20 protein-coding genes are annotated in these 23,707 nt (G+C 60.6%); 11 read left to right on the top strand and 9 right to left on the bottom strand.

Annotation, left to right across the window (positions count from 1 at the left end; genetic code table 11):
* Positions 1–520: 520 nt before the first annotated feature.
* The 4 genes from AB4N73_RS06430 to AB4N73_RS06415 all read left to right on the top strand — a co-directional run bounded on the left by AB4N73_RS06430 (position 521) and on the right by AB4N73_RS06415 (position 4,443).
* Positions 521–1,870, top strand: coding sequence for an MFS transporter (locus tag AB4N73_RS06430; protein WP_056785134.1), 1,350 nt, complete (start codon positions 521–523; stop codon positions 1,868–1,870).
* A gap of 99 nt (positions 1,871–1,969) precedes the next feature.
* Complete coding sequence (locus AB4N73_RS06425; RefSeq protein WP_056785132.1) at positions 1,970–2,662, top strand: fumarylacetoacetate hydrolase family protein; 693 nt, start codon at positions 1,970–1,972, stop codon at positions 2,660–2,662.
* A 34-nt stretch (positions 2,663–2,696) separates the two neighbouring features.
* Positions 2,697–3,455 (top strand): SDR family oxidoreductase, encoded by a 759-nt coding sequence (locus tag AB4N73_RS06420; RefSeq protein WP_252879986.1) that lies wholly within the window; start codon positions 2,697–2,699, stop codon positions 3,453–3,455.
* A gap of 31 nt (positions 3,456–3,486) precedes the next feature.
* A complete protein-coding gene (locus tag AB4N73_RS06415) occupies positions 3,487–4,443 on the top strand; it encodes a 2-hydroxyacid dehydrogenase (RefSeq protein ID WP_457263382.1) in 957 nt (318 codons plus the stop codon).
* An 816-nt stretch (positions 4,444–5,259) separates the two neighbouring features.
* Here the strand turns inward: AB4N73_RS06415 and AB4N73_RS06410 are convergent.
* Positions 5,260–5,601, bottom strand: coding sequence for a YajG family lipoprotein (locus AB4N73_RS06410; RefSeq protein WP_041480431.1), 342 nt, complete (start codon positions 5,599–5,601; stop codon positions 5,260–5,262).
* Between the two features lie 87 nt (positions 5,602–5,688).
* Complete coding sequence (locus AB4N73_RS06405) at positions 5,689–6,330, bottom strand: ATPase (RefSeq protein ID WP_353187487.1); 642 nt, start codon at positions 6,328–6,330, stop codon at positions 5,689–5,691.
* Positions 6,331–6,497: 167 nt separating this feature from the next.
* On the opposite strand from AB4N73_RS06405, the gene AB4N73_RS06400 reads away from it, so the two are divergent.
* The 3 genes from AB4N73_RS06400 to AB4N73_RS06390 all read left to right on the top strand — a co-directional run bounded on the left by AB4N73_RS06400 (position 6,498) and on the right by AB4N73_RS06390 (position 8,533).
* Positions 6,498–6,746, top strand: coding sequence for a hypothetical protein (locus AB4N73_RS06400; RefSeq protein ID WP_056785124.1), 249 nt, complete (start codon positions 6,498–6,500; stop codon positions 6,744–6,746).
* A 105-nt stretch (positions 6,747–6,851) separates the two neighbouring features.
* The gene (locus AB4N73_RS06395) at positions 6,852–8,009 is read left to right on the top strand and encodes a GGDEF domain-containing protein (RefSeq protein ID WP_460143093.1); all 1,158 of its coding nucleotides are present in this window, start codon (positions 6,852–6,854) and stop codon (positions 8,007–8,009) included.
* An 8-nt stretch (positions 8,010–8,017) separates the two neighbouring features.
* The gene (locus AB4N73_RS06390) at positions 8,018–8,533 is read left to right on the top strand and encodes a PaaI family thioesterase (protein WP_110599289.1); all 516 of its coding nucleotides are present in this window, start codon (positions 8,018–8,020) and stop codon (positions 8,531–8,533) included.
* 196 nt (positions 8,534–8,729) lie between these two features.
* Here the strand turns inward: AB4N73_RS06390 and AB4N73_RS06385 are convergent, their stop codons facing one another.
* Positions 8,730–10,934, bottom strand: coding sequence for an OsmC domain/YcaO domain-containing protein (locus tag AB4N73_RS06385; protein WP_110599287.1), 2,205 nt, complete (start codon positions 10,932–10,934; stop codon positions 8,730–8,732).
* A gap of 220 nt (positions 10,935–11,154) precedes the next feature.
* Here AB4N73_RS06385 and AB4N73_RS06380 point away from each other — a divergent pair, with 220 nt between their 5' ends.
* Positions 11,155–13,764, top strand: coding sequence for a bifunctional diguanylate cyclase/phosphodiesterase (locus AB4N73_RS06380; RefSeq protein ID WP_460143092.1), 2,610 nt, complete (start codon positions 11,155–11,157; stop codon positions 13,762–13,764).
* A gap of 3 nt (positions 13,765–13,767) precedes the next feature.
* Here AB4N73_RS06380 and cydB read toward each other — a convergent pair whose 3' ends face one another.
* From cydB to ppk2, 5 genes are all read right to left on the bottom strand, one after another.
* Positions 13,768–14,769 (bottom strand): cytochrome d ubiquinol oxidase subunit II, encoded by a 1,002-nt coding sequence (cydB, locus tag AB4N73_RS06375; protein ID WP_460143091.1) that lies wholly within the window; start codon positions 14,767–14,769, stop codon positions 13,768–13,770.
* 12 nt (positions 14,770–14,781) lie between these two features.
* Positions 14,782–16,155 carry a cytochrome ubiquinol oxidase subunit I gene (locus tag AB4N73_RS06370; protein ID WP_460143090.1) on the bottom strand — a complete coding sequence of 458 codons (1,374 nt, stop codon included), beginning with the start codon at positions 16,153–16,155 and terminating at the stop codon, positions 14,782–14,784.
* Positions 16,156–16,158: 3 nt separating this feature from the next.
* Positions 16,159–16,548 (bottom strand): VOC family protein, encoded by a 390-nt coding sequence (locus tag AB4N73_RS06365; protein ID WP_339100014.1) that lies wholly within the window; start codon positions 16,546–16,548, stop codon positions 16,159–16,161.
* 23 nt (positions 16,549–16,571) lie between these two features.
* Complete coding sequence (locus AB4N73_RS06360) at positions 16,572–16,787, bottom strand: hypothetical protein (RefSeq protein WP_130928185.1); 216 nt, start codon at positions 16,785–16,787, stop codon at positions 16,572–16,574.
* Between the two features lie 822 nt (positions 16,788–17,609).
* A complete protein-coding gene (gene ppk2, locus AB4N73_RS06355) occupies positions 17,610–18,425 on the bottom strand; it encodes a polyphosphate kinase 2 (protein WP_056785103.1) in 816 nt (271 codons plus the stop codon).
* Between the two features lie 190 nt (positions 18,426–18,615).
* Between ppk2 and AB4N73_RS06350 the strand changes: the two genes are divergently transcribed.
* The 3 genes from AB4N73_RS06350 to msrA all read left to right on the top strand — a co-directional run bounded on the left by AB4N73_RS06350 (position 18,616) and on the right by msrA (position 22,418).
* Positions 18,616–20,742 (top strand): TonB-dependent receptor family protein, encoded by a 2,127-nt coding sequence (locus AB4N73_RS06350; RefSeq protein ID WP_460143089.1) that lies wholly within the window; start codon positions 18,616–18,618, stop codon positions 20,740–20,742.
* A gap of 238 nt (positions 20,743–20,980) precedes the next feature.
* The gene (gene sseB / locus AB4N73_RS06345; RefSeq protein ID WP_460143088.1) at positions 20,981–21,766 is read left to right on the top strand and encodes an enhanced serine sensitivity protein SseB; all 786 of its coding nucleotides are present in this window, start codon (positions 20,981–20,983) and stop codon (positions 21,764–21,766) included.
* Positions 21,767–21,911: 145 nt separating this feature from the next.
* Positions 21,912–22,418: a peptide-methionine (S)-S-oxide reductase MsrA gene (gene msrA / locus AB4N73_RS06340; RefSeq protein WP_016774420.1), complete on the top strand. Its 507-nt coding sequence runs from the start codon at positions 21,912–21,914 to the stop codon at positions 22,416–22,418.
* Positions 22,419–22,473: 55 nt separating this feature from the next.
* On the opposite strand, the gene AB4N73_RS06335 is transcribed toward msrA, so the two are convergent.
* Positions 22,474–23,697: an MFS transporter gene (locus tag AB4N73_RS06335; RefSeq protein WP_423661807.1), complete on the bottom strand. Its 1,224-nt coding sequence runs from the start codon at positions 23,695–23,697 to the stop codon at positions 22,474–22,476.
* Positions 23,698–23,707 lie beyond the last annotated feature (10 nt).

Raw genomic sequence — 23,707 nt, 5'->3', positions numbered from 1 at the left:
GTGAGGTGGCGCCCGTCATCTTGCAGGGTTGTGCGGTGGGCGGCAACGAGTCATACGATGACGTTGTCTTTTTTGAAAGAAGCCTCGCGATGAGCCTGTCCAAAAACCGCATTATCGTAAAAGTAAAGATAGTCGTTATTTTTCAGTTATTTATGCTTTAAACCTGATCTTTATTCTCAAGACAAATCGTATTTATCTTTTTGGACACGTTCGCCAAATCCACTTTTTTCAAGAAAAAACGTTCTAACCCATCGGTTGATTTAGAACCGTTGTACGACCACTGTAATGACCAACGCAGCCCAACCTCTTTCAAAAACAATCAAAGGTGCGCACGTCATGATCCTGCTATTTCCCCTCGCCGCCCCGCCCGACCTCCCCTTGAAATCAGTCGCAGAAAGACGTTCCTGAACGTCTGAAAGCCGCGCTGCAACCCGTTCGATTGCCTTGCCCCACACCTTGCGGGCAACGGCATCGGCTGCTCGAAAAATCTCGACTCTTCTAACGATAACGAGGTCTCCGCATGTCCAACTCCCATTCTTCCAGTGCCACGGTGCCGCCGGTGATAGCCGGCGCACGCGATGCCGTTTCGGCGCAGCGTCTGCCTACCCGGCGGCGCTGGTTCATGCTGTCGTTGCTGCTGATTGCGACGATCATCAATTACATCGACCGGGTGAACATTTCGATTGCCGCGCCGTTCATGGCCAAGGACCTGGGCCTGGACAAGATCGAAATGGGCCTGATCTTTTCCGCCTTCGCCTGGACCTATGCGCTGGCACTGGTGCCGGCCGGCTTCATCGCTGATCGGTTTGGCTCGCGCTTCACCTACGGCGTATCGCTGATCAGTTGGTCGACCGTCACCGTTTGCCAAGGTTTCGCCACGGGATTTGCCTCGCTGTTCGGCCTGCGCCTGGCGGTCGGCGCCATGGAAGCCCCGGCTTTCCCGGCCAACAGCCGCGCGGTGACGGTGTGGTTCCCGGCGCGGGAACGCGGGATGGCCAGTAGCATTTACGTGTGCGGCCAGTACCTCGGCACCGCGCTGTTCACCGGCGCGCTGTTATGGCTGGCGACCACCTTCGACTGGCGCCACGTGTTCTACAGCACCGGCGCACTCGGCATCGTCTTCGGTGTGCTGTGGCTGTACCTGTATCGCGATCCGCTGAACTGCAAGAAAGTCAGCCAGGAAGAATTGAAGTACATCGAAACCGGCGGCGGTCTGGTCAAGAGCAGCCAGGAGCGCACCCGTTTCAACTGGCGGCAGATTGCCGAGCTGTTCAGTTATCGGCAGATCTGGGCGATCTGCATCGGCAAATTCGCCAGCACCTCGGCGCTGTACTTCTTCCTCACCTGGTTCCCGACCTACCTGATCGAAGAACGCAAACTGACCATGATCAAGGCCGGGATCTTCGCCGTGCTGCCCTTCGTCGGTGCCACGGTGGGGATTCTGCTGGCCGGCATCGTTTCCGACCTGCTGATCCGTCGCGGCTACTCGATGTCCTTTGCGCGCAAGCTGCCGCTGGTGGTTGGCTCGATGCTGGGCATGTCGATCGTGCTGGTGAATTTCACCGATTCCAACCTGATCTGCATCGCCGTGCTGACCATCGCCTTCTTCGCCCAGGGCATCGCGTCCTCGTCGTGGGCGGCGGTGTCGGAAGTGGCGCCGAAAGAGCTGATCGGCCTCACCGGCGGCATTACCAGCCTGGCGGCGAATATCGGCGGCATTGTCACACCGATCGTGATCGGCGCCATCGTTCACGCCACCGGCACCTTCGCCTATGCCTTCTGGTTTATTGGCGGCGTGGCGCTGATCGGCACCCTCTCCTATTCGTTGTTGCTCGGACGTCTGTACCGCATCGAGCTGAAGGTGCGCTGAGGCGAAAAGCCCGGATTTGTCCAAACACAGGCGGCTTTCGTCCAACTTCGCCGACGCCAGCCGCCGTACGCTGCCCTTTCAAACAGGATGACCCGCAGGATGAACATGACCGAATACGTCTTTACCCCGGATCTGCCCGTGACCTTGCCGGTCCTCGGCACCGAGCAGCGCTTCCCCGTCGGCCGGGTGTTCTGTGTCGGCCGCAACTACCCATGGCCGGACTCTCAAGGCCAGTCGCGCCAGCCGCCGGTGTTTTTCATGAAACCGGCAAGCTGCGTGGTCGATGCCGTCGGCGACGTCGCCTTCCCCTCAGTGTGCGAGGACTTCGTTCACGAAATCGAACTGGTCGTTGCCATCGGTGAAGGCGGCGCCCATATCCCCGAGGATCAAGCGCTCGCCTACGTGTGGGGCTACGCCGCCGGCCTCGACCTGACCCGCCGCGATGTTCAACGCGCAGCCAAGAGCAACGGTTTGCCGTGGGAAGGCGCCAAGGTGTTCGACGGCGCCGCGCCGATGACTGCCGTGGTCCCGGTGAGCCGCTCTGGCCATCCCGAAGGCGAGTTGTGGCTGAACGTCAACGGCGAAGAACGCCAGCGCGACAACCTCGACAGCCAGATCTGGTCGGTCAGTGAAGTAATCGCGCGCATCTCGCAATCCGTGGCCCTGCGCGCCGGCGACCTGATCATGACCGGCAGCCCCGCCGGGGTTGACAGTCTGCAACCCGGCGATGTGATCAGCGCTGGCATCGACGGCATCGGCCACTTGGAAATGCGCGTCGGCCCACGGCCCTGATTCCAGCGGATTGAGAAAAAAGGAGAACAACACTATGACGACCTCTTTGAAAGTCGCGCTGGTGACCGGCGCCGGCAGTGGCATCGGCCGCGCCGTGGCACTCGGCCTGATGGCCGACGGCTTTACCCTTGTGCTCGCCGGACGCCGGCCCGAGCCCTTGCAAGCGCTGGTCGAACTGGCGCAGAGCCAGGGTCACCCAGCGCTGGCGGTACCCACCGACGTGCGCGATCCGGCCAGTGTCGACGTGCTGTTCGCGACCATTGCCGAGGTCTACGGGCGCCTCGATGTGGTCTTCAACAACGCCGGCGTCAACGCCCCCGCCGTGCCGCTGGACGAGCTGACCTTCGAGCAGTGGCGCAACGTGATCGACACCAACCTCAACGGAGTCTTTCTGTGCGCTCGCGGCGCTTTTGGGCTGATGCGCAAACAACAGCCGCAGGGCGGGCGGATCATCAACAACGGCTCGATTTCCGCACACACGCCGCGCCCGTTCAGCAGCGCCTACACCGCGAGCAAACACGCCGTGCTCGGCCTGACCAAATCCCTGGCGCTGGATGGCCGCGAATTCAACATCGCCTGCAGCCAGATCGACATCGGCAATGCTCTGACCGAAATGTCGGTGCGCATGACCAAAGGCGTACGCCAGGCCAACGGCAGCATCGCCGTCGAGCCGATGGTCGACGTCAAACACGTCGCCGATGCAGTGTGCTACATCGCCGGCCTGCCGCTGTCAGCCAACGTCCTGAACATGACCGTCATGGCCAGCGCCATGCCGTTTGCCGGCCGCGGTTGAGCCGGCCTTTTTATTGCGTAACGAGGTAGCCATGAAGCCAGAAATCCTGCAACTGAGCCCGATCCTGATCCCGGCAATCAACGCGCGTCTGGACGAACTGTTCACCGTACGCCGCTACTACCAGCAAGCGGACAAACCCGCCTACATAAAGGAACACGGCGCCAACATCCGTGGAGTCATCACCGGCGGCCACACCGGCATCAGCCAGGCGCTGATGGCGCAACTGCCGAACCTGGAAGTCGTCGCGGTCAACGGCGTCGGCACCGACGCCGTCGATCTGGCCTACGCCCGCGACCGCGGCATCCGCGTCACCGCCACCATCGGCGCCCTCACCGAAGACGTCGCCGACCTCGCCATCGGCCTGCTCATCTCGGTCTGTCGCGGTTTGTGCACCAGCGACCGCTACGTGCGCTCCGGCCAATGGCCACAAAGCCCGACCCCACTCGCCCCGCTGCCCTTGGCCCGACAAGTCTCCGGCATGCGCATCGGCATCGTCGGCATGGGCCGCGTCGGCCGCGCCATCGCCACCCGCGCCGCCGCCTTCGGCTGCCCGATCAGCTACACCGATCTGCAACCGATGAGCGACGTCCCCCACACCTTCGTCGCCGACCTCAAACAACTCGCCCGCGACAGCGACGCCCTGATCCTCGCCGCTGCAGCGGACAAGGGCGAAGCGATCATCGACGCGCAAGTGCTGCAAGCGCTGGGCAAGGACGGTTATCTGATCAACGTCGCCCGGGGCAAACTGGTGAATGAGGCGGATCTGGTTGCCGCGCTTGCGGCTGGCGAGATTGCCGGGGCTGGGCTGGATGTATTCGTTGATGAACCGAATGTGCCGGAAGCGTTGTTTGGTAATGAACAGGTGGTGCTGCAACCGCATCGGGCCAGCGCCACGCTTCAAACACGCACGCGGATGGGGGAAATGGTGGTGGCGAGTCTGGTTGATACGTTTGCGGGGAAAGTGCCGGTTGGGTGTGTGACGGGGTGAACGGGTTCCGGAGCGCTGTTCGTGATCGCGGCACACACCGCCTTCGCGAGCAGGCTCGCTCCCACAGGTTTGATTGCGTACATTCAGTGAGAAATGGGGCGTCTGTCAGGCCGCCTTCGCTGGCAAGCCAGCTCCCACAGTTTTTTGTGGCGTAGACAGGAACTGGTCAACACCCAAAGTCCAATGCAGGCTTGCTCTCAACGGAAAAGCAAAAGCGAAGGCCAGATCAAAAGATCGCAGCCTTCGGCAGCTCCTACAGTTGGATCGCGTTCCGCTCAAGAACAGGTCGGCTGTCAGGCCGCCTTCGCGAGCAGGCTCGCTCCCACAGGAAAGCAAAAGCAAACCAAGCAGGCCGTCCCGCCACCCAACACGATGAGCGCAAGCTCGAGTAGCTTTTGATCCTGGAGCCCGTCGGCAGGCTGAGTGGAGGGATTGATCCGGGTGTGGGAGCGCAGCGACCGTCTGGCGCAGCCAGACACAGCGGAAGGAGGTGCAGCGAAGCAAACCGGAGCCGCTGCGCCCGGATCGATCCCGGAGCGAAGGAACCCCGAGCCCCAGCGAGCGGGCCGAACGTCAGGGCGAAGACCTTTTGGTTCCTTTTGGGGCGTTTGCCAAAAGGGACTCGCCGTAAGGGCGAAACCGCCAGCCGCAACACCACCAAAAAAGGATATACACCCAAAAACCCCAAAGCATGGTCGGCCCAAAGGCCGCCAAGTCCAAAAAAAAACCCCACAACCGAAAACCAGTGTGGGGCGAAAAAATTGGTTGGTTGCGGCCAACCAAAGGAGCTCTGTCAAAACCCGTCAAGCGCTCAGATCAAATGCACTCCTGAGCCGCCCGCTCAAAACTCGAAGGCAACAAATTCGACGCCAGCAAATGCCGCTCATAAATGAACACCTTGCCGCCCTTCCCCGCCTTGTACGCCTCCAGCACGTTGTCGGCGGATACCTTGCTCGGCACCACAATCCGATAACTGCGCTGACTCTGCGAAACCGTCGGATTCAACGCACTGCCCTGCAACTTCGGCACCACGCAATCGGCGTACTGCGCCGGCGTCTTGCTGGTCTGCAACGTCAGAGTCGGATCGTTCGGCGCCGAAGCACAACCGCCGAGCAACAGGGAAACAAAAGCCATGGCTGGCACGAATAAAGGACGCATCGGGGTAATCCTGAAAATAAAGGTTCGGTTCAACCGGCAACGGTTCGACTTCACGGGATCGCCGCTGCCATTCAATTTTTTGGAGAATCAGCTCGACGCCACCAGGGCCTTGAGCGACACATCGAATTGCTTCAGCGCATTGAGTTGCAGATCACGCTGCTGATTGATCTGTGCCGCGATCTGCGGCGCCGCCCGGTCATGCACCCAGACCGAAGGCAGCTCCTGCTCGATTGCCCCCTCGGCCTTGCCGATGTATTGCAGGTCGGCGTCGTAGAACCGTGCAGAGAAGCGCGCCTCGACCAGACTGTTGCGCTGGGTCAGCAAGCGATTGAAGGTATCGAGCTTGACCACCACATCCGGATGGGCCTGAAGCAGCTCATCCAGATTGTCGTAAACGGTCACCGAGACGAACTGTTGCTGCAGCGAACTCACCAGCCAGTCGAGGGCCAGTTCCGGGTCGGAGCTGCCAACAAAGGCGTCGCGAATTCGCGAATCCAGCGCATCTTTCGCGCCATTGAGCGCCATGTCGTGGTAGCGCTCCAGATATTGCAGGTTCTGCAGTGTGTTTTCGCTCAACAACACCCCGACGGTCTGCGTGTGCTGCAGGGCCGAGGCGCTGGCGGCGATGGGTTGCAGGTGACACGACCGGGCGTCGTCTGCGTAAGCCGGTGCGATAACTACCCCGCCCATCAGCAGGGCGATCATTGCCAGTCGAGTCAGAATGTTCATCGCGCAATTTCCTTGAGCTGCGTCTTCGATGGAGGTGATTTTCCGCCGATCGCCGGCAAAGCAGAACTTGCGTTTCTTGATGGTCACTATTACTTCCAGCAATAGTTGCGCGTCGCGCAGACTGATGCACACTGAGCACATTCAAGAAAAATGATGAGGGTCTCGCCTTGAGAACGTTTGATCTGATCCGTGACGCCGTGCTGCCCGAATATCGCGACCGCGTAGCCGAATACCTGGTGCAGTACGAAAGCGTCCTGCTGGACAAAAACACCCGCGATGCGCAATTGATCCGCGATACCGCCCAGCAACTGCGCGGTTATCTGCGCGGCCTCAATACCACGCGGGTGCTGGGCATGGCCTATTGGGAAGAGCTCGATCGCCGCGTGGTAGACACCTGGCTAAGCCCGCAAGAGTGACCGCTGGAGCGCCAGTGGTCTGCCCGGCAACACGCCCCCTGCGAAAAACCTGACCAAACGCTTACAATCGCAGGCCTATTGCCATACAGACAGGCCTGCCCGGAAATGCCGCTCGACCCGCCAACGATGCTGACCATCACGATCGCCCTCGCAGCCGCTGCCGCGCTGTACCTGGCGGTCGAGTGGCGCAGCATTCGTGAGCCTTCGCTACTGTTCTGGAGCGCCGGTTTCGCCACCATCACCATCGGCTCCACCCTCGCGCTGCTGCGCAGCAGCGGTTTTCTGCTGCTGGGCATCTGGTTCGCCAACGGCCTGCTGGTGACCGCGCATTTCTTTTTCCTGCTCGGTGTGGCGCGCTTCACCCAGACCCGACTGTCGCCAGCGTGGTACCTGATTTTCGCGACGTGGCTGATCATGTTGATGTTGCCGGACGGCCCGCTGTGGTCCAAGGCCATGCTGGTGGCCAACTCGCTGCTGGTGGCGATCCCGACACTCAAGGCCAGTTCGCTGCTGCGCCCGCACGGCAAGTCGTTGAGCGTGGGCGCGGTGCAATTGCGCTATGTGCTGCTCGGCCACGGCATCTTTTATGTGGCCAAGGCCCTGACCGTGGTGATCCCCGGCACGCTGATTGATCTGGCGGCATTTCGCGGCGAGATCATTCAGATCTCGCTGGTCGAAGGTGCGATGGCGATCATGTTGATCGCCCTGTCGATGACCGGCACCGAGCGTTATCGCCGGGAAAAGCAGATCGCCCGCCTCGCCGAGCGCGATCCGCTCACGGCCCTCTACAACCGCCGCGCCTTGGAAAAGCGTACGCCACGCCTGCTGGCCGGCGTTTCCGCGCAAAGACCGGGTGCGTTGCTGTTGATCGATATCGACAACTTCAAACTGGTCAACGACCAGTACGGGCATATCGCCGGTGATCGCTTGCTGATTGCTCTGAGCGAGATGATCCGCGCCCAGTTGCCGCCCCATGCGCTGACGGCGCGGCTGGGTGGCGATGAGTTTTTGATGCTGCTCAACAACGCCTCAGCCGAAGCTATCCTTGAACTGGGCAACGCCTTGCGCGAACAGTTTCTGGCCCTCGCGTCGCACAACTATCCCACGTCCGCTGCGGTGACTTTGAGCATCGGCGCCACCCTGTTCGACAAACCGCCGGCCAGTCTGGCGGCGCTGATCGAACTTGGCGACGCCGCGCTCTACGAGTCCAAACGCGGCGGACGCAACCGCTTGCGCCTGTCCGGCCTCGCCACTCCAGGATGAAACCCGCCATGTCCAGCCACGACACCCCACTGCAAGACCTCGCCGCCCCCGAAGGCGTTTGTTACGGCTGCGGCGGCCGCAATCCGCAAGGCCTGCACGTGAAAAGTCGTTGGGATGAGGATGGCAATCACGTCATCGCCGAGCATCTGCCCGAAGCTCAATATTGCGGCTGGCCGGATCTGGTTTACGGCGGGCTGATTGCCATGCTTGTCGACTGTCATTCGAACTGGACCGCCATGGCCTGGCACTACCGCGCGGAGAACCGCGAAGCCGGCAGCCTGCCGCGCATCGACTGCGTGACTGGCAACCTCGGGATCAAATTCATCAAACCCACACCGATGGGCGTGCCGCTGCTCTTGCGCGCGCGAGTCGAAGGTGAAGTCGGGCGCAAGACCCGGGTGATTTGCGAGGTGTATGCAGGGGAAGTGCTGACAGCAGTGGGTGATTCGGTGTTTGTGCGGGTGGACACGGGGCAGTTGGCGGATGCAGCGCATGGCCGCGAAAGCCAAAGCCCCTCACCCTAGCCCTCTCCCAAAGGGAGAGGGAACTGACCGAGGTGCTTGGTGGAAATACGCCGACCTGGGAATCCGAGTCGAACACAAATTCTGAAAAGCTTGAAAATCGGCTCCCTCTCCCTCGGGAGAGGGCTGGGGTGAGGGGCTGCGGTTCAAGCCACGCAGCCACACTCAAGCCGAAAGCGAAACGTTCTGAGCCAGCTCTTCAACGCGACAAAGCCGCCACACCAGCCCGCGCCGCATGCAGCTTTTTATAGCTTTCGATCAAGCGCAAATGCCGATCCAGCCCTTCCAGCTTCATGCTCGTTGGCGTCAAACCGTAAAAACGCACACTGCCATTCACCGACCCAATCGCCGCATCCATACGCTCGTCACCAAACATCCGGCGGAAATTGGCTTCGTAATCCTCAAGCTCGAGATCCTCGTCCAGCTCCATCTCCAGCACCACATTCACTGCCTGATAGAACAAGCCGCGCTCTACGGTGTTGTCGTTGTATTGCAGGAACGCCTCAACCAGATCCTTGGCCTCGTCAAACTTCTGCAGTGCGAGGTAGATCAGCAGGCGCAGTTCCAGAATCGTCAGCTTGCCCCACGGTGTGTTGTCGTCAAACTCGATGCCGATCAGCGTGGTGATATCGGTGTAGTCATCCTGCTCGCTGCGTTCCAGGCCTTGGACCAGATTGCGAAGGCCAACCTTACTGAGGTTGTGCAGATTGAGGATGTCGGCACGGAATTGCAGGGCTTTGTTGGTGTTGTCCCAGATCAGGTCTTCGATCGGGTAGATCTCCGAGTAATCCGGCACGAGGATGCGGCAGGCCTTGGCGCCGATGTGCTCGTAGACCGCCATGTAGACTTCCTTGCCCATGTCTTCGAGGATGCCGAACAGGGTCGCGGCTTCTTCGGCGTTGGAGTTTTCGCCTTGGCCTGAGAAGTCCCATTCGACGAATTCGAAGTCTGGCTTGGCGCTGAAGAAGCGCCACGACACCACACCGCTGGAATCGATGAAGTGCTCGACGAAGTTGTTCGGTTCGGTCACTGCCTGCCCGGAGAAAGTCGGCTGCGGCAAGTCATTGAGGCCTTCGAAGCTGCGGCCCTGGAGCAGCTCGGTCAGGCTGCGTTCCAGCGCGACTTCCAGGCTCGGGTGCGCGCCGAAGGAAGCGAAGACGCCGCCGGTGCGCGGATTCATCAGGGTCACGCACATCACCGGGAATTCACCGCCCAGCGAGGCGTCCTTGACCAGCACCGGGAAGCCCTGCTCTTCAAGGCCTTTGATGCCGGCGAGGATGCTCGGGTATTTTTCCAATACCTCTTGCGGTACATCCGGCAGGGCCATTTCGCCCTCGAGGATTTCGCGTTTGACCGCGCGCTCGAAAATTTCCGACAGGCACTGCACCTGCGCTTCGGCCAAGGTATTGCCGGCGCTCATGCCGTTGCTCAGGTAGAGGTTTTCGATCAGGTTCGACGGGAAGTACACCACTTCACCGTCCGACTGGCGCACGAACGGCAGCGAGCAGATGCCGCGCTGAGTGTTGCCGGAGTTGGTGTCGTACAGGTGCGAGCCACGCAGTTCGCCGTCGCGGTTGTAAATGCCGAGGGTGTAGTCGTCGAGAATTTCGCTTGGCAATTCGTCTTTCGGACCCGGCTTGAACCACTTCTCGTCCGGATAATGGACGAATTCGGCATTGGCGATGTCTTCGCCCCAGAACTGGTCGTTATAGAAGAAGTTGCAATTGAGGCGCTCGATGAACTCGCCCAGCGCCGACGCCAGTGCGCCTTCCTTGGTCGCGCCCTTGCCATTGGTGAAGCACATCGGCGAATGCGCATCGCGGATATGCAGCGACCAGACGTTGGGCACGATGTTGCGCCACGAGGCGATTTCGATCTTCATGCCGAGGTCGGCAAGGATCTTCGACATGTTGGCGATGGTCTGTTCCAGCGGCAGGTCCTTGCCGGCGATGTAGGTGCCCGCCTGGGAATCGGACTGCGGCATCAACAAGGCCTGGGCATCGGCGTCGAGGTTGTCGACTTCTTCGATGATGAACTCGGGGCCGGTCTGCACCACTTTCTTCACGGTGCAACGGTCGATGGAACGCAGGATGCCCTGGCGATCCTTGTCCGAAATATCGGCGGGCAATTCGACCTGAATCTTGAAGATCTGGTTGTAGCGGTTTTCCGGGTCGACGATGTTGTTCTGCGACAGGCGAATGTTCTCTGTCGGAATATTGCGGGTGTCGCAGTACAGCTTGACGAAGTAAGCCGCGCACAAGGCCGACGACGCCAGGAAGTAGTCGAACGGCCCCGGTGCCGAACCATCACCCTTGTAGCGAATTGGCTGATCGGCGATCACCGTGAAGTCGTCGAACTTGGCTTCAAGTCGAAGGTTGTCGAGAAAGTTGACCTTGATTTCCATGCGGGATTACCAGAATACGGCTAAACGAATGGCGGCCATTATCCGGTTTTTGTGCGGGAAGTCTCGCCCTTTCGGGATTCGCCGCTGGCCGGCGCTGCTGGAAATTCCGGCAGATTCGCTACACTTTGAAAAAATCCAGGCGATACCAATAACAACAATCTGAACATTGTGCGCTCGCCATTGTTCTAGATTCAGAAGACACCGGATCAAGGACGAGCACATGGCCGTTATTCTCCCTGCGCAGCCAATCCCCACCCCGCAACGCGCCGTCACCCGGCGCCTGGCCATCGCCGTTGGCGCACTGTTCGTCGCTGGCGTTATTGCCGCGATCAGCACCCTGCTTGGCATTGCCAATACCCTTGACGCGAAAGATCTGGAACAGAACCAGTTCTACTCCGTGCGCGCCGTGGAAAACCGCATCACCGCGTCGAAAAACTACATCACCAGTTATGCCTACTGGACCCGCGCCTATGAGGCCTTGAGCGGGCCGATCGACGTCAATTGGGCCTACACCGAACAGAACATGGGCAAGACCCTGTTCACCAGCGACGGCTACGACGGCGTGTTCGTCCTTGATCGCAATCGCACCAAGTACGCGGTGATTCGCGGGCAGATGGTTGAAACCGACGTATCCAGCGTATTGCAAGCGCCCGCCTCGGCGCTGGTCGAGCAGGTGCTGAGTCAGCCTGATCTGACCAAGCCGATCAGCAGTTATTCATTGTTCGAAGGCTGGCCGGCGCTGATCACCGCTGCCGCGATCATTCCCAATGACGAGCGCCCGCTGGATGAATTGAGAAACACCTCGGTGCTGGTGTTCGTCGACAAGCTGACCCCGACCAAACTGCGCAAGATCGGCAGCGGTTATGGCCTGACGAACCTGACCCTGGTCCCGGATGAAACCATTGAGAAAGGCCATCCAAGGGTGCCCCTCGACAGCACCGGCTACAGTCTGGTCGCCGACCTGCAGCGACCCGGTCAGCAATTGTTGTGGACGCTGGTGCCGCCGCTCGGCGCGACGTTTCTGGTGCTGATGCTGCTCACCGCCTATTTTTTCCGCCATGCATTGCGCTCATCGCAATACGTCGACAACAGCATTCATGCCATGCAGGCCTCGAATCAGGCACTCGAGAAAGCCAATCATGCCCTCGAAGCCAGTGAAGAACGCTTTCGCGCCGTGGCCGAAGCGGCGTCGGACTGGATCTGGGAAGTTGATGATCAGTTGGCGCTGACCTATCTGTCGGCGCGCTTCAGCGAAGTCACCGGTTACCCGCAAGCCCTGTGGCTGGGCCAGGACATCGGCGAATTACTGAGTTGCGACACCACGCCACTGGAACTGTGGCTGCGCAAACTCAGCGAGGAAAACAGTGCCGGCGACTTGCGCTGCACTTATCGCGATCACTCCGGGCGGCCGCGCCATTGCCGGCTCTCGGCGCGGCCGATTTTCGACAAGAACAGCGTCGTCGGCTATCGCGGCACTGCCAGCGACATCACCGACGAAGTCGCCGCCCATGCGCAGATCCAGCACCTGTCGATGCATGACGCCCTGACCGGCCTGCCCAACCGCAACAAACTGGCGCGTTATCTCGACGACGTCCTGGTATTGAAGGAACACGCGCCACCGCTGTCGCTGCTGATGATCGATCTGGACAACTTCAAGCCGATCAACGATTCCCTCGGCCATCCTGCCGGTGACGCGGTTCTCCAGGAAGTCGCCACGCGCCTGCGCGAATGCACCCGCGAGCACGACATCGTCGCCCGTCTCGGTGGTGATGAATTCGTCGTGGTGCTCAACGGCATGGACAGCCATAACGAGATCGACAAATTCTGCACACGGCTGATCGGCAGCCTGCATCAGCCGATCCTCTACGAACAGCATCCACTGCATATCGGTGCCAGTGTCGGCATCGCCCTGAGTCGTCGGCACGGTTTCGTCGCCAGCGATCTGATCCGCTACGCCGACATCGCGCTGTATCAGGCCAAGTCCGACGGCAAGAACACCTGGTGCTATTTCGAAGCGCACATGAGCGACCAGATCCAGACGCGCCGGCAAATGGAAGATGACCTGCGCCATGCGCTCAAGCACAACGAATTCGTCCTGCACTATCAGCCGCGCTACAAGGTTGATGGCAAGCACATCGTTTCGGTGGAGGCGCTGGTGCGCTGGCAGCATCCGACCCAGGGCCTGCTCGGGCCGGACGTGTTCATTCCGCTGGCCGAGCAGACCGACCTGATCGTACCGCTGGGCCGCTGGGTGTTGCGCGAAGCCTGTGAAACCGCGCTGGAATGGCCCCATGACATTCTGCTGTCGGTCAACCTCTCGCCTGCGCAGTTCGCTCTCAGCGACGTCGTCGAGGATGTTCGTAAAGTGCTGGTGGATACGCGTTTCCCGGCCAGCCGTCTGGAGCTGGAGATCACCGAAAACGTGATGCTCAACGACACCGATGGCGCGCTGACTACCATGAATCAGCTCAAGGAGCTCGGCGTACGCCTTAACATGGACGACTTCGGCACCGGTTATTCGTCGCTCGGTTACCTACGCGCCTATCCATTCGACGGGATCAAGATCGACAAACGCTTTATCGCCTCGATCAGCAGCGGCGCCAACGACCGTGCCGTGGTGCAGGCGATCATCGGTCTGGGCAAAGCCATGGGGCTGACGGTGACCGCCGAAGGCGTCGAGACCGAGGAGCAACTGGCGATTCTCGGCAAGGATCAATGCAACGAGGTGCAGGGTTATTTCATGAGTCGGCCAATCGACAAGGCGGCTTTTGCTGATCTGCTACGGGCTTCGCGCCTGTCGCTGGTGAGCAAAAAAGGTCGGGTAACGTGAATATCAGCCATCGCTGGCAACGCGCACTTTGCCGCTGAACACGCGGAAACCGAACGTGTTGTAGGCCAGCGTGATGGGGATCAGCACGGCGAATCCGACCAGCATGAAGATCTGGCTGTTCGGGCTGGATGCGGCGTCGCTCAAGGTCAGATCCGGCGGAATGATGAAGGGAAATAGCGCGACCAGCATCACCGCGAAAGCCAGCACAAAAACGCCCAGCGCGGCGAACAGCGGGATGAAGTCGAAGCGGCTGTGAAAGCCTTTGCTGAATATCCATCCTAGAGCACAGAGGATGACCCCTGCTGGCAACCACAGCCGAATTTCGGCAAGCCGCCGGGCGTATTGCGGCTGCAACGTCGCCGTCCATGCGATCAGCAGCAGCAATAACGCCACGACGACCAGCGCCAAGACGCGGGCCTGGCGGGCCGAGTGCTGCTGCAATTCATCCAGGGTCCGCCAGTACAACCAGCACGTCCCCAGCCAGACGTAACCGAGCACCAGCACCGAACCGCAAAATACCGGGAACGGATTCAGCCAGTCGCGGCCATCGCCAATGTATTGACCGCCCTGATGCGCAACGCCTTGCACGAGAGTGCCGAGCACCATGCCCTGGACCAACCCGGTCAGCAGCGAAGCCAGCGCCAGCACGCCGTCGACGATGCGCTTGCGTCGCTCGTTCGGTGCGTAATCGCGAAACTCCAGCGCCATGGCCCGCGCGATCAAGGCGAGGAACATCACGATAAAAGGCACGTACAAGGCCGGTAGCAAGATCGCGTACGCCAGCGGAAACAACGCCAGCAGCCCGCCGCCGCCGAGCACCAGCCAGGTTTCGTTGGCGTCCCACACCGGCAGAATCGACACCGCCATGGCTCGTCGCTGGTGTTTGCAATCCGTGAGGCCCATGAGCATGCCGACGCCCAGATCGGTGCCGTCGAGCACCACGTAGTTCATGACCGAGAACGCCAGTGCGGCGGCGCACAACAGAGTCAGCCAGTCCGTGTCCATGTCTGCTATTCCTCAGTGCCCGGTTTCGTCGGCAAGGGTGGGCTGCGGCCCGGGTTGATCCTGCTGCGGCGGCTCGCGCAACAGGCGCAGCAACACCCACAGACCGATGCCGAAGATCAGCAGATAAAACAGCAGAATCAGCCACGTCGACCCGACGACTTGAGCCCTGGACACCGACGACAGACTGTCCGCCGTGCGCATCAATCCGTAAACGGTGAACGGCTGTCGCCCCACTTCGGTGACGACCCAGCCGCTGAGCATCGCCAGAAACCCGGCCGGTGCCAGCAGCACGCACGCGCCCAGCCAGCGCCGCGCCGTGTACAGGCGATTCCGTCGGCGCAGGATCAGGCTGACCACACCCTGCCCAAGCATCAACAGCCCCAGCCCGACCATCAGCCGGAACGCGAAAAACACCGGCGCCACGGGCGGGATGTCCTCAGCCGGAAATTCATCAAGCGCGGCGATGGTGCTGGTCAGGTCATGCTGCAGGTAGAGGGAACCAATGCGCGGAATCGCCACCTCCCAGTGGTTGCGGCGCTCTTGCATATCCGGCCATGCGAACAGCCGCAGTGGCTCCCCTGCCCCTTGGGCCGGGCGCGTCCATGAGCCTTCGATGGCCGCCACTTTCTGCGGCTGGGCGTGCAAACTGTGCCGGCCATGCAGGTCCCCGACGACAATCTGCACCGGCATCAGCAGCGCAATCACCCATAGCCCCATGGAGAATTGCAGGCGAGCACGCGGGTTTTTCGGGGCCTTGCGCAATTGCCAGGCACTGATCCCGGCAATCAGCGTCGCGCTGCCGATGAACACGGCAAGCAGCATGTGCGCCAGGCGATAGGGAAACGAAGGGTTGAAGATGATTGCCCACCAGTCCTCGGCAAGAAACCGCCCGTCCGCGCCAATCGAATAGCCGGCCGGGGTTTGCATCCAGGAGTTGGCAGACAGAATCCAGAACGCGCTGATCAGCGAGCCCACCGCCACAGCGCAGGTGGCAAAAAAGTGCAGACGCGGGCCGACTTTCTTCAAGCCGAAGAGCATGATGCCAAGGAAACCCGCTTCGATGAAAAACGCCGCCATCACTTCATAGAACATCAGCGGACCGAGGACATCACCGGCCTGCACCGATAGCCGTGACCAGTTGAGGCCGAACTGATACTCCAGAATCAATCCCGACGCCGTGCCCACCGCAACGTTGAGGGCGAATACCTTGAGCCAGTAACGATAAACATCCAGATAAACCTGGCGCCCGGTTTTCAACCACAACGCTTCCAGCACCATGAGGAAATTCGCCAGACCGATGCTGAACGCCGCCAGCACGATGTGGAAACTGATCGTGATCGCAAACTGGGCGCGGGCCGCCATCAGGGCCGAATCAACAGGCTCCATCCATCAGCCGCTGTAGAACACAGCCAGCTTGTTGCCTTCAGGATCGCGCAGATAGGCCACGTAGAAGTCTGGCGTATAGGCCTCGCGAGTGCCAGGCGCGCCTTCGTCGCTGCCGCCACTGTCGAGCCCGGCCTTGTGCACCTGATCGACCTTGTGCCGCGAGTCGGCGCGAAATGCCGGCATCATGCCGTTGCCGGGCGTCGCCGACTCACCATCGAACGGTTGCGAGATGTGCACACTCCCGGGCCCGTTGGACTTGTCGGCGCAATCGGGCAAGTAGAAACAGTAGTGTTCTTCACGGTCATGCCGGTAGCCAAGCGGCGTCAGGATCGCCTTGTAAAAAGCCGCCGAACGCTCGACATCGTTGGCGCCGATAAACAGATAACTGAGCATGAGACGTCCTCCGATGGCAGCTGTCAGCGCTGTGGCTGTTCCTCGTTCAGGGTAAAAATGTTGCCGGCGTCACGCACTAATTGGCGCCATTCGGCACTGGTGATCAGGCCTTGCTCCTCCATCTGATCCGCAGCCTTGAGCAGCTCGTCATACTGCTGTTCCGGATCCAGATCGCCCTCGGCCTGCTCCGCCATCCTGCGCCATGCCGCCAGTGATGCCTTCTTTTGCTGATCGAACATACGGGTATCTCCTGATGGACTTACCCGGTAGAAAAAACAGCGCGACAGAGGTTCAGGGCAGACGACGGATGGACGGGTGATACGCAAAACCTTGTAGGAGTGAGCCTGCTCGCGATAGCGATATATCGGTCAAATTAATTTGAATGTGCCTCCGTCATCGCGAGCAGGCTCGCTCCCACAGAAAAGCAAAATCAAAAGATCGCAGCCTTCGGCAGCTCCTACAGTTGGTCGCGTACCACCTCAAGTACAGGTCGGCTGTCAGGCCGCCTTCGCGAGCAGGCTCACTCCCACAGAAAAGCAAAATCAAAAGATCGCAGCCTTCGGCAGCTCCTACAGCTGGATCGCGTACCACCTCAAGAACAGGTCGGCTGTCAGGCCGCCTTCGCGAGCAGGCTCGCCTACAAAGCAAACGCAAAGCAGCGCAGCTGCCCGCGGCGAAGCCGCACCACTCAACAATGAGCGCAAGCTCGAGTACCGCTTTTGATCTTGATCCACCAGCGACGTCGGAAGGCTGAGTGGAGGGATTGATCCGGGCGTGGGAGCGCAGCGACCGTTCGACGAAGTCGAACACAGCGGAAGGAGGTGCAGCGAAGCAAACCGTAGCCGCTGCGCCCGGATCGATCCCGCAGCGAAGGAACCCCGAGCCCGCGAGGGGCCGAACGTAGGAGCAAGCCTTTTCGGTTACCTTTTCGGCGTTTGGAAAAGGTGACTCGCCGTAAGGGCGAAACCGCCAGCCGCAACACCCGAAAAAACGGATATACACCCAAAACCCCAAGAGCCTGGTCGGCCCAAAGGCCGCCACGCCCAAAAAACCCGCAAATGTCAAAACCGCTCCGCCACCCGCTTGTACGCATAATCCGGCTCCCGGTACTTGCCCGGCTTCTGCCGTTTCGGCAACTCGACCTTGTCGCGCTTCACCTCTTCATAGGGGATGCGACTGAGCAGATCAGTGATGATGTTCAGCCGCGCACGACGTTTGTCATTCGAGTCGGCAACCCTCCACGGCGCCCAATCGGTGTCGGTGTGCTTGAACATCTCGTCCCGCGCCCGTGAGTAGTCATACCAGCGGCTGTAGGACTTCAGATCCATGGGTGTCAGTTTCCAGATCTTGCGCCCGTCATTGATTCGCGCTTCGAGCCGGCGGGTCTGTTCCTCCGGACTGACCTCAAGCCAGTACTTGAGCAGGATCACCCCCGAATCGACGATGGCGTTTTCCACCCACGGGATCGACTTGAGAAACTTGTCGGCCTGCTCCTCCGTACAAAAACCCATGACCCGTTCGACACCGGCGCGGTTGTACCAACTGCGGTCGAAAATCACCACCTCGCCGCCCGCCGGCAGATGCGGCAGATAGCGCTGTACATGCATCTGACTTTTTTCTCGATCGGTTGGCGCCGGTAATGCCATCACGCGGAACACCCGTGGGCTGACGCGCTCCGTGATCGCCTTAATCACCCCGCCCTTGCCCGCACCGTCGCGCCCTTCGAAAACAATACAAACCTTGACACCTTTGGCGATGACCCACTCCTGCAGCTTGACCAGCTCAACGTGGAGCTTGCGCAGCTGTTCGAGATAGTCCTTGTTTTTCAAGCGCGGACGTTCGATTGCCTTTGCAGGTTTCTTCTTGTCTTTCGCCATGAACCTGTCCTCGCGCTTCAACAGCCCGCTGAATTTGTTTATTGACCCGAAGGGCCTGATCCGTGAGGTTAGTTCACGCCCGGTTGTTTGCCATTGCCGGGCAAAAAAGCCCTGTCGCCATGTGTTTCCTGAGGTTGTTCCGACGTCGCACTGTTCATTGCCCGATCCCCTGTTTGCTGGAGTTTTTTCGATGCCGTCGTCCAAATCATTGCCCACTGCCCTGCTCGGTCTGGCCCTGGCCTGCCCGGCGATGGCCGAGACCCAAGGTCTGGAGCTGGGGCAAGTGCTGATTTCGGCAGATGAGCGCAGTGGCAGCGATGCAGCGGTCGAAGAAGCGCGGGAACGCCTTGAGCAGATTCCCGGCGGCACCAACGTGGTCGACATGCGCCAGCCGTTGCAGGGCCGCGTTGCCAGCAATCAGGATGTGCTGGCCTATCAGCCGGGGGTGTATGCACAGTCGGCGGGCAACGAAGGCGTGAAGATTTCCATCCGTGGTTCAGGCATCAACCGCGCACCCGGCGCCCACGCCTCGGGGCTCTACACGATGCTGGATGGCTTGCCGCTGACCGGCCCCGGCGGCACACCTTATGAATTGCTCGAGCCGTTGTGGGTCGACCATGTCGAAGTGCTGCGCGGCGCCAACGGCTTCGATCGCGGCGCGCTGGCACTGGGCGGCGCTATCGATTACGTCAGCCACACCGGTTACACCGCGCCAAAGCTGCACGTGCGCTACGCCACCGGCAGCCATGGCTATCAGCAGCGCCAGGTCAGCTCCGGGCAAGTGCTGGGAGATTTCGATTACTACGTGTCCCTGACCGATGCCAACGCCGACGGCTATCAGGACCATACCGCCAGCGAGAGCAAAGGCCTGATCGCCAACTTCGGCTATCGCTTCAACCCGAATCTGGAAACCCGCTTCTACTTCCGCTATCGCGAAACCGACAACGACCTCGCCGGTCGCGTGACCAAGCATTCCATCGAACACAGCCCACGGGCAGCCAACCCGGCGTATGTGGCCCGCGATGACAGCCGCAAGCAGCCCGGCAGTACCTTCATCGGCAACAAGACCACGTTCTATCTCGACGACGATTCGAGCATCCAGACCGGCCTCGCCTACCACGACTACCCGATGGATTTGCGCGAAGGCCCGAACCGGCTGAAGGTGGCTTACACCGACGTCAGCGGCACCTTCGACTACAAGCGCCGCGACACTTTGTTCGGTATGGAAAGCCGCAGCAACGTCGGCCTGCGCGTGACCAAGCACCTGCCCAACGACGGCGCAAGCGAGTTCGTGCGCATCCCGAGTGGCAACACCGCCAGCTATGCCCCGGGCACGCGGATGCGCAACTTCACTTATCAGGGCTCGGACACCGTTCTGCATTTCGGCAATGACCTGGAAATTGCCGACGACCTCTGGCTGACCACCGGCCTCGCCGCGATCTACACCCGCCGCGAAAGCGCCGTGACCTATCCGCAGGGCGGCGGCAAAACCAGTCTCAGCGACTGGGACTATGCACCGCGCATCGGCCTGCGCTATCAGATCACCCCGGACGTGCAAGTGTTCGGCAACCTCAGCCGCTCCGTCGAAGCACCGCACCCGTGGTCGCTGATCTACAGCTCCAACGTGCGCTTCCCTGCCGGCAACGGCGCCGCCACCGGCACCCAGCGCGACCCGGTCGAACTGCAAAACCAGACCGCAACCACTCTGGAACTCGGTGGCCGTGGCGACAGCAAACTGGGCGAATGGAGCCTGGCCTGGTACTACGCGCAAGTTCGTCACGAACTGCTCTCGGTACTGCCGGACGCCAACGCCGTCACGCCCTACGAACTCAACGCCAGCCCGACCGTGCACCAGGGCATCGAGGCCAGCCTCAACAGCAAACTCTGGACCGCCGCCGACGGCCGCCAGTTGAGCTTGCGCCAGGCCTACACCTTCAGCGACTTCCACTACCGCGACGACGAACGCTTCGGCGACAACCGCCTGCCGGGCCTGCCGATGCATTATTACCAAGGCGAACTGCGTTACGACTGGCCGCAGGGCTTCTTCGCCGCCGTAAACACGCAACTGGTCTCCAAAGTTGCCGTGGACTACGCCAATAGCTACTACGCCGATCCGTACGCCCTGTTCGGCGCAACGCTGGGCTACAACGCCCCGAAGGGCGACTGGCAAGGTTGGGTGGACATGCGCAACCTGACCGGCAAGCGCTACGCGGCGACGGTCACGCCGGGGTATGACGACAAAGGTCTGGATGCTGCGCGGTCGACTCCGGGTGAAGGGATGGGGGTTTATGTTGGGGTTTCGTGGAGTTTGCTATAAGACCCAACGCGAAATTCAAATGTGGGAGCGAGCCTGCTCGCGAAAGCGGTGTATCAGCCGTGAGTTATTTCAACTGACACGACGCCTTCGCGAGCAGGCTCGCTCCCACAGTTGGCTTTGTGGTGTTGGTTAGAACGACGCAGGATTCGAATCTCTGGACGAGTATCATCGTGACAGCACGTCTCCTCGGACCGACCAGATAATCATCGCTCTCCATTGAAAATAACGGACTGACCTCATGGATACTTCCCAAGAAAACCCTCTGGAAACATCGCTCCGACTGGCCGCGGACGAACCCGCGCATCGCCCTGAGTTCTATCGCACCCTTCTGGACTCGACCGTCTACATCCTCGGCACCGCCGGTGCGGCGCAAGGTCATGTCAATCTCGAAGCCGGCAGCAACATCAGCATCGCCCATTGGCAGAAGCCCGATGGCACGCCTGTCATTCCGTTCTTCTCCTCGCTGCCAACGCTGCAACAATCCATCGACAGCGAACAGAGCTATGTGGAGATACCGGCCCGATCATTGTTCGAAATCACGCTGGGCGCGCTGCTCTTTCTCAATCCGAAGTCGCCGTACGGCAAGGAATTCCTTTCGGATGAAGTGCAACGGCTGCTCTCAGGCGAAATCGGCCGGCCCGCCACGCAACGTACCGTCGAAAAAGAAACCAACGTCTTGCTTGGACAGCCTTCGGACTACCCATCGACGATGGTCCATTCGCTCTCGCAACTGCTGGCCAAACACGCCAATGTGAAACGCGCGTTCCTGGCGCTGATGCACGACACCTCGGTTGATGAAAAGCCGCACCTGATCGTTGGCATCGAAGCGGATGGTGATATCGAACAGGTCATGCGCGAAGCCGGCAATGTCGCTGGGGACACAGCCCCTGATGGCGGGCCGGTTGATTTTTGCCGCGTGCTGACGGGACAAGCCGGGCTCAGTGATTACTTCCTCAAGGAGACCAAACCGTTCTACGAGCGCAAGTCGCCAAGCAAGCTGCGTTCGTTCTTTGGCTTTGGTTGAATACGATCTGACGAAGATCGCAGTCGCCTGCATGTCGCTTGATCAGCAGGCCAGTGGTCGATTCTGATGAGCGTAACCTTGGATTCTCTCAACCCGCCCTCATAACAGTGGGTATCCCCCATCGTCTCGAGAGGAAGCACACACCATGACCACTCAAACCGAAACTGCCATTCTCGCCGGCGGCTGCTTCTGGGGCATGCAGGATCTGTTGCGCCGCTATCCGGGTGTGCTGAAAACCCGCGTCGGCTATACCGGCGGCGATGTGCCGAATGCGACCTATCGCAACCACGGCAACCACGCCGAAGCCATCGAAATCGAGTTTGATCCGGCCGTGATCAGCTACCGGCAGATCCTCGAGTTCTTCTTCCAGATCCACGACCCGAGCACGCCCAACCGTCAGGGCAACGACCTTGGCCCAAGCTACCGGTCGGCGATTTACTACCTCAACGACGAGCAGCGCGCCGTCGCTGAGGACACCGCCGCCGACGTCGACGCATCAAAGCTGTGGCCGGGCCGAGTGGTAACGGAAATCGAACCGGCCGGGCCATTCTGGGAAGCGGAACCCGAGCATCAGGATTACCTGGAGCGGATTCCGAACGGCTACACCTGCCATTTCATCCGGCCTAACTGGAAACTGCCCAAGCGCGGTTGAAGAGACGGGATCGGCGGAGCTTCAGTGCTTCGCCACCGCCCCGCCCTGATCAAAATCACAAATGCACTGGCAAAGCCGCCGAACCCGGCTCCGGCACATCGACATTGACCTTCAGGGCAATCAGCAGCGCGGCCAGCAACATCAGAATTCCAGCTGCTACAAACACGCCATTGATGCCGCTGAAACTGAACACCGAACCGCCGGCGGCGGCGCCTGCGGCAATCGCCGACTGCACCGATGCGACGACCATGCCGCCTGCGCTTTCGGCCTGATCGGGTATCGATCGCGCCACCCAGTTCGACCATGCCACCGGCACGCCACCGAAGGCCATCCCCCACAGAGCCAGAAGCAACGCCTGCCCGGTGAGCGACGCCGGTAACCCGACCAACGCCAGAGCAGCAACGCCCACCAACACCGGCATCAGCACCAGTGTTGCGCGTGGATTGCGCTGCAACAGCCAGCCGGCGAACAGCGTGCCGGCAAAGTTCGCCACGCCGAAACCGAGCAGCATCAGCGCCAGCGTCTGCGCGCCGACTCCGGTGGTGCTTTCCAGAAATGGCCTGATATAGGTGAACAACGCGAAGTGGCCGGTGTGCACCAATACACAGCCGAACATGCCAATGGCAATGCCCGGTCGCAGCAACACCTCAAGCACCGTACGCAGGCGTGAAGGTCGATGTGGCGCCAGACTCGGTAACGTGAACATTTGAAAGACCAGCGTCACCACGCCAACCGCCGCAGCTGCGAAAAACGCACTGCGCCAGCCAAACTGGCCGCCGAGATAACTGCCCAATGGCACCGCGACCACGGTCCCGACGGCGATCCCGCTGAAGATAATCGACAGCGCCCGTGGCAGCAGCGCCGCCGGCACCAGGCGCATCGCCACGGCCGCCGCCATGCTCCAGAATCCGCCCAGAGCTATGCCCAAAAGGATGCGCATGATCAGCAAAACTGCGAGGCTCGACGACAGCGCCACCAGCAGATTCGACGCGATCATCAGTACCGAGAAACCGAGCAAGACCAGCCGCCGATCAAGACTGCGCGTCAATCCAGGTACGAGCAATCCGGCAAAGAGCGCCACCACTGCGGTCACCGTCACTGCTTGCCCGGCCAGCGCTTCGCTGACGCCGAGATCCAGCGCCATTGGTGTCAGCAGGCTGGCCGGCAGATATTCCGCAGTGAGTAAACCGAACACCCCCATCGCCAGTGAGAAAACCGCCATCCACGCAGGAGCCATCGGCTCCTCTTCAGTTCGCCCATCACCTACACATTCATTCATTTCAAGACTC

This window comes from Pseudomonas sp. S3_B08 (genome assembly GCF_054667725.1).
Note: the sequence above shows the minus strand (reverse complement) of the source record. Positions and strands in the feature narration are given on the sequence as shown.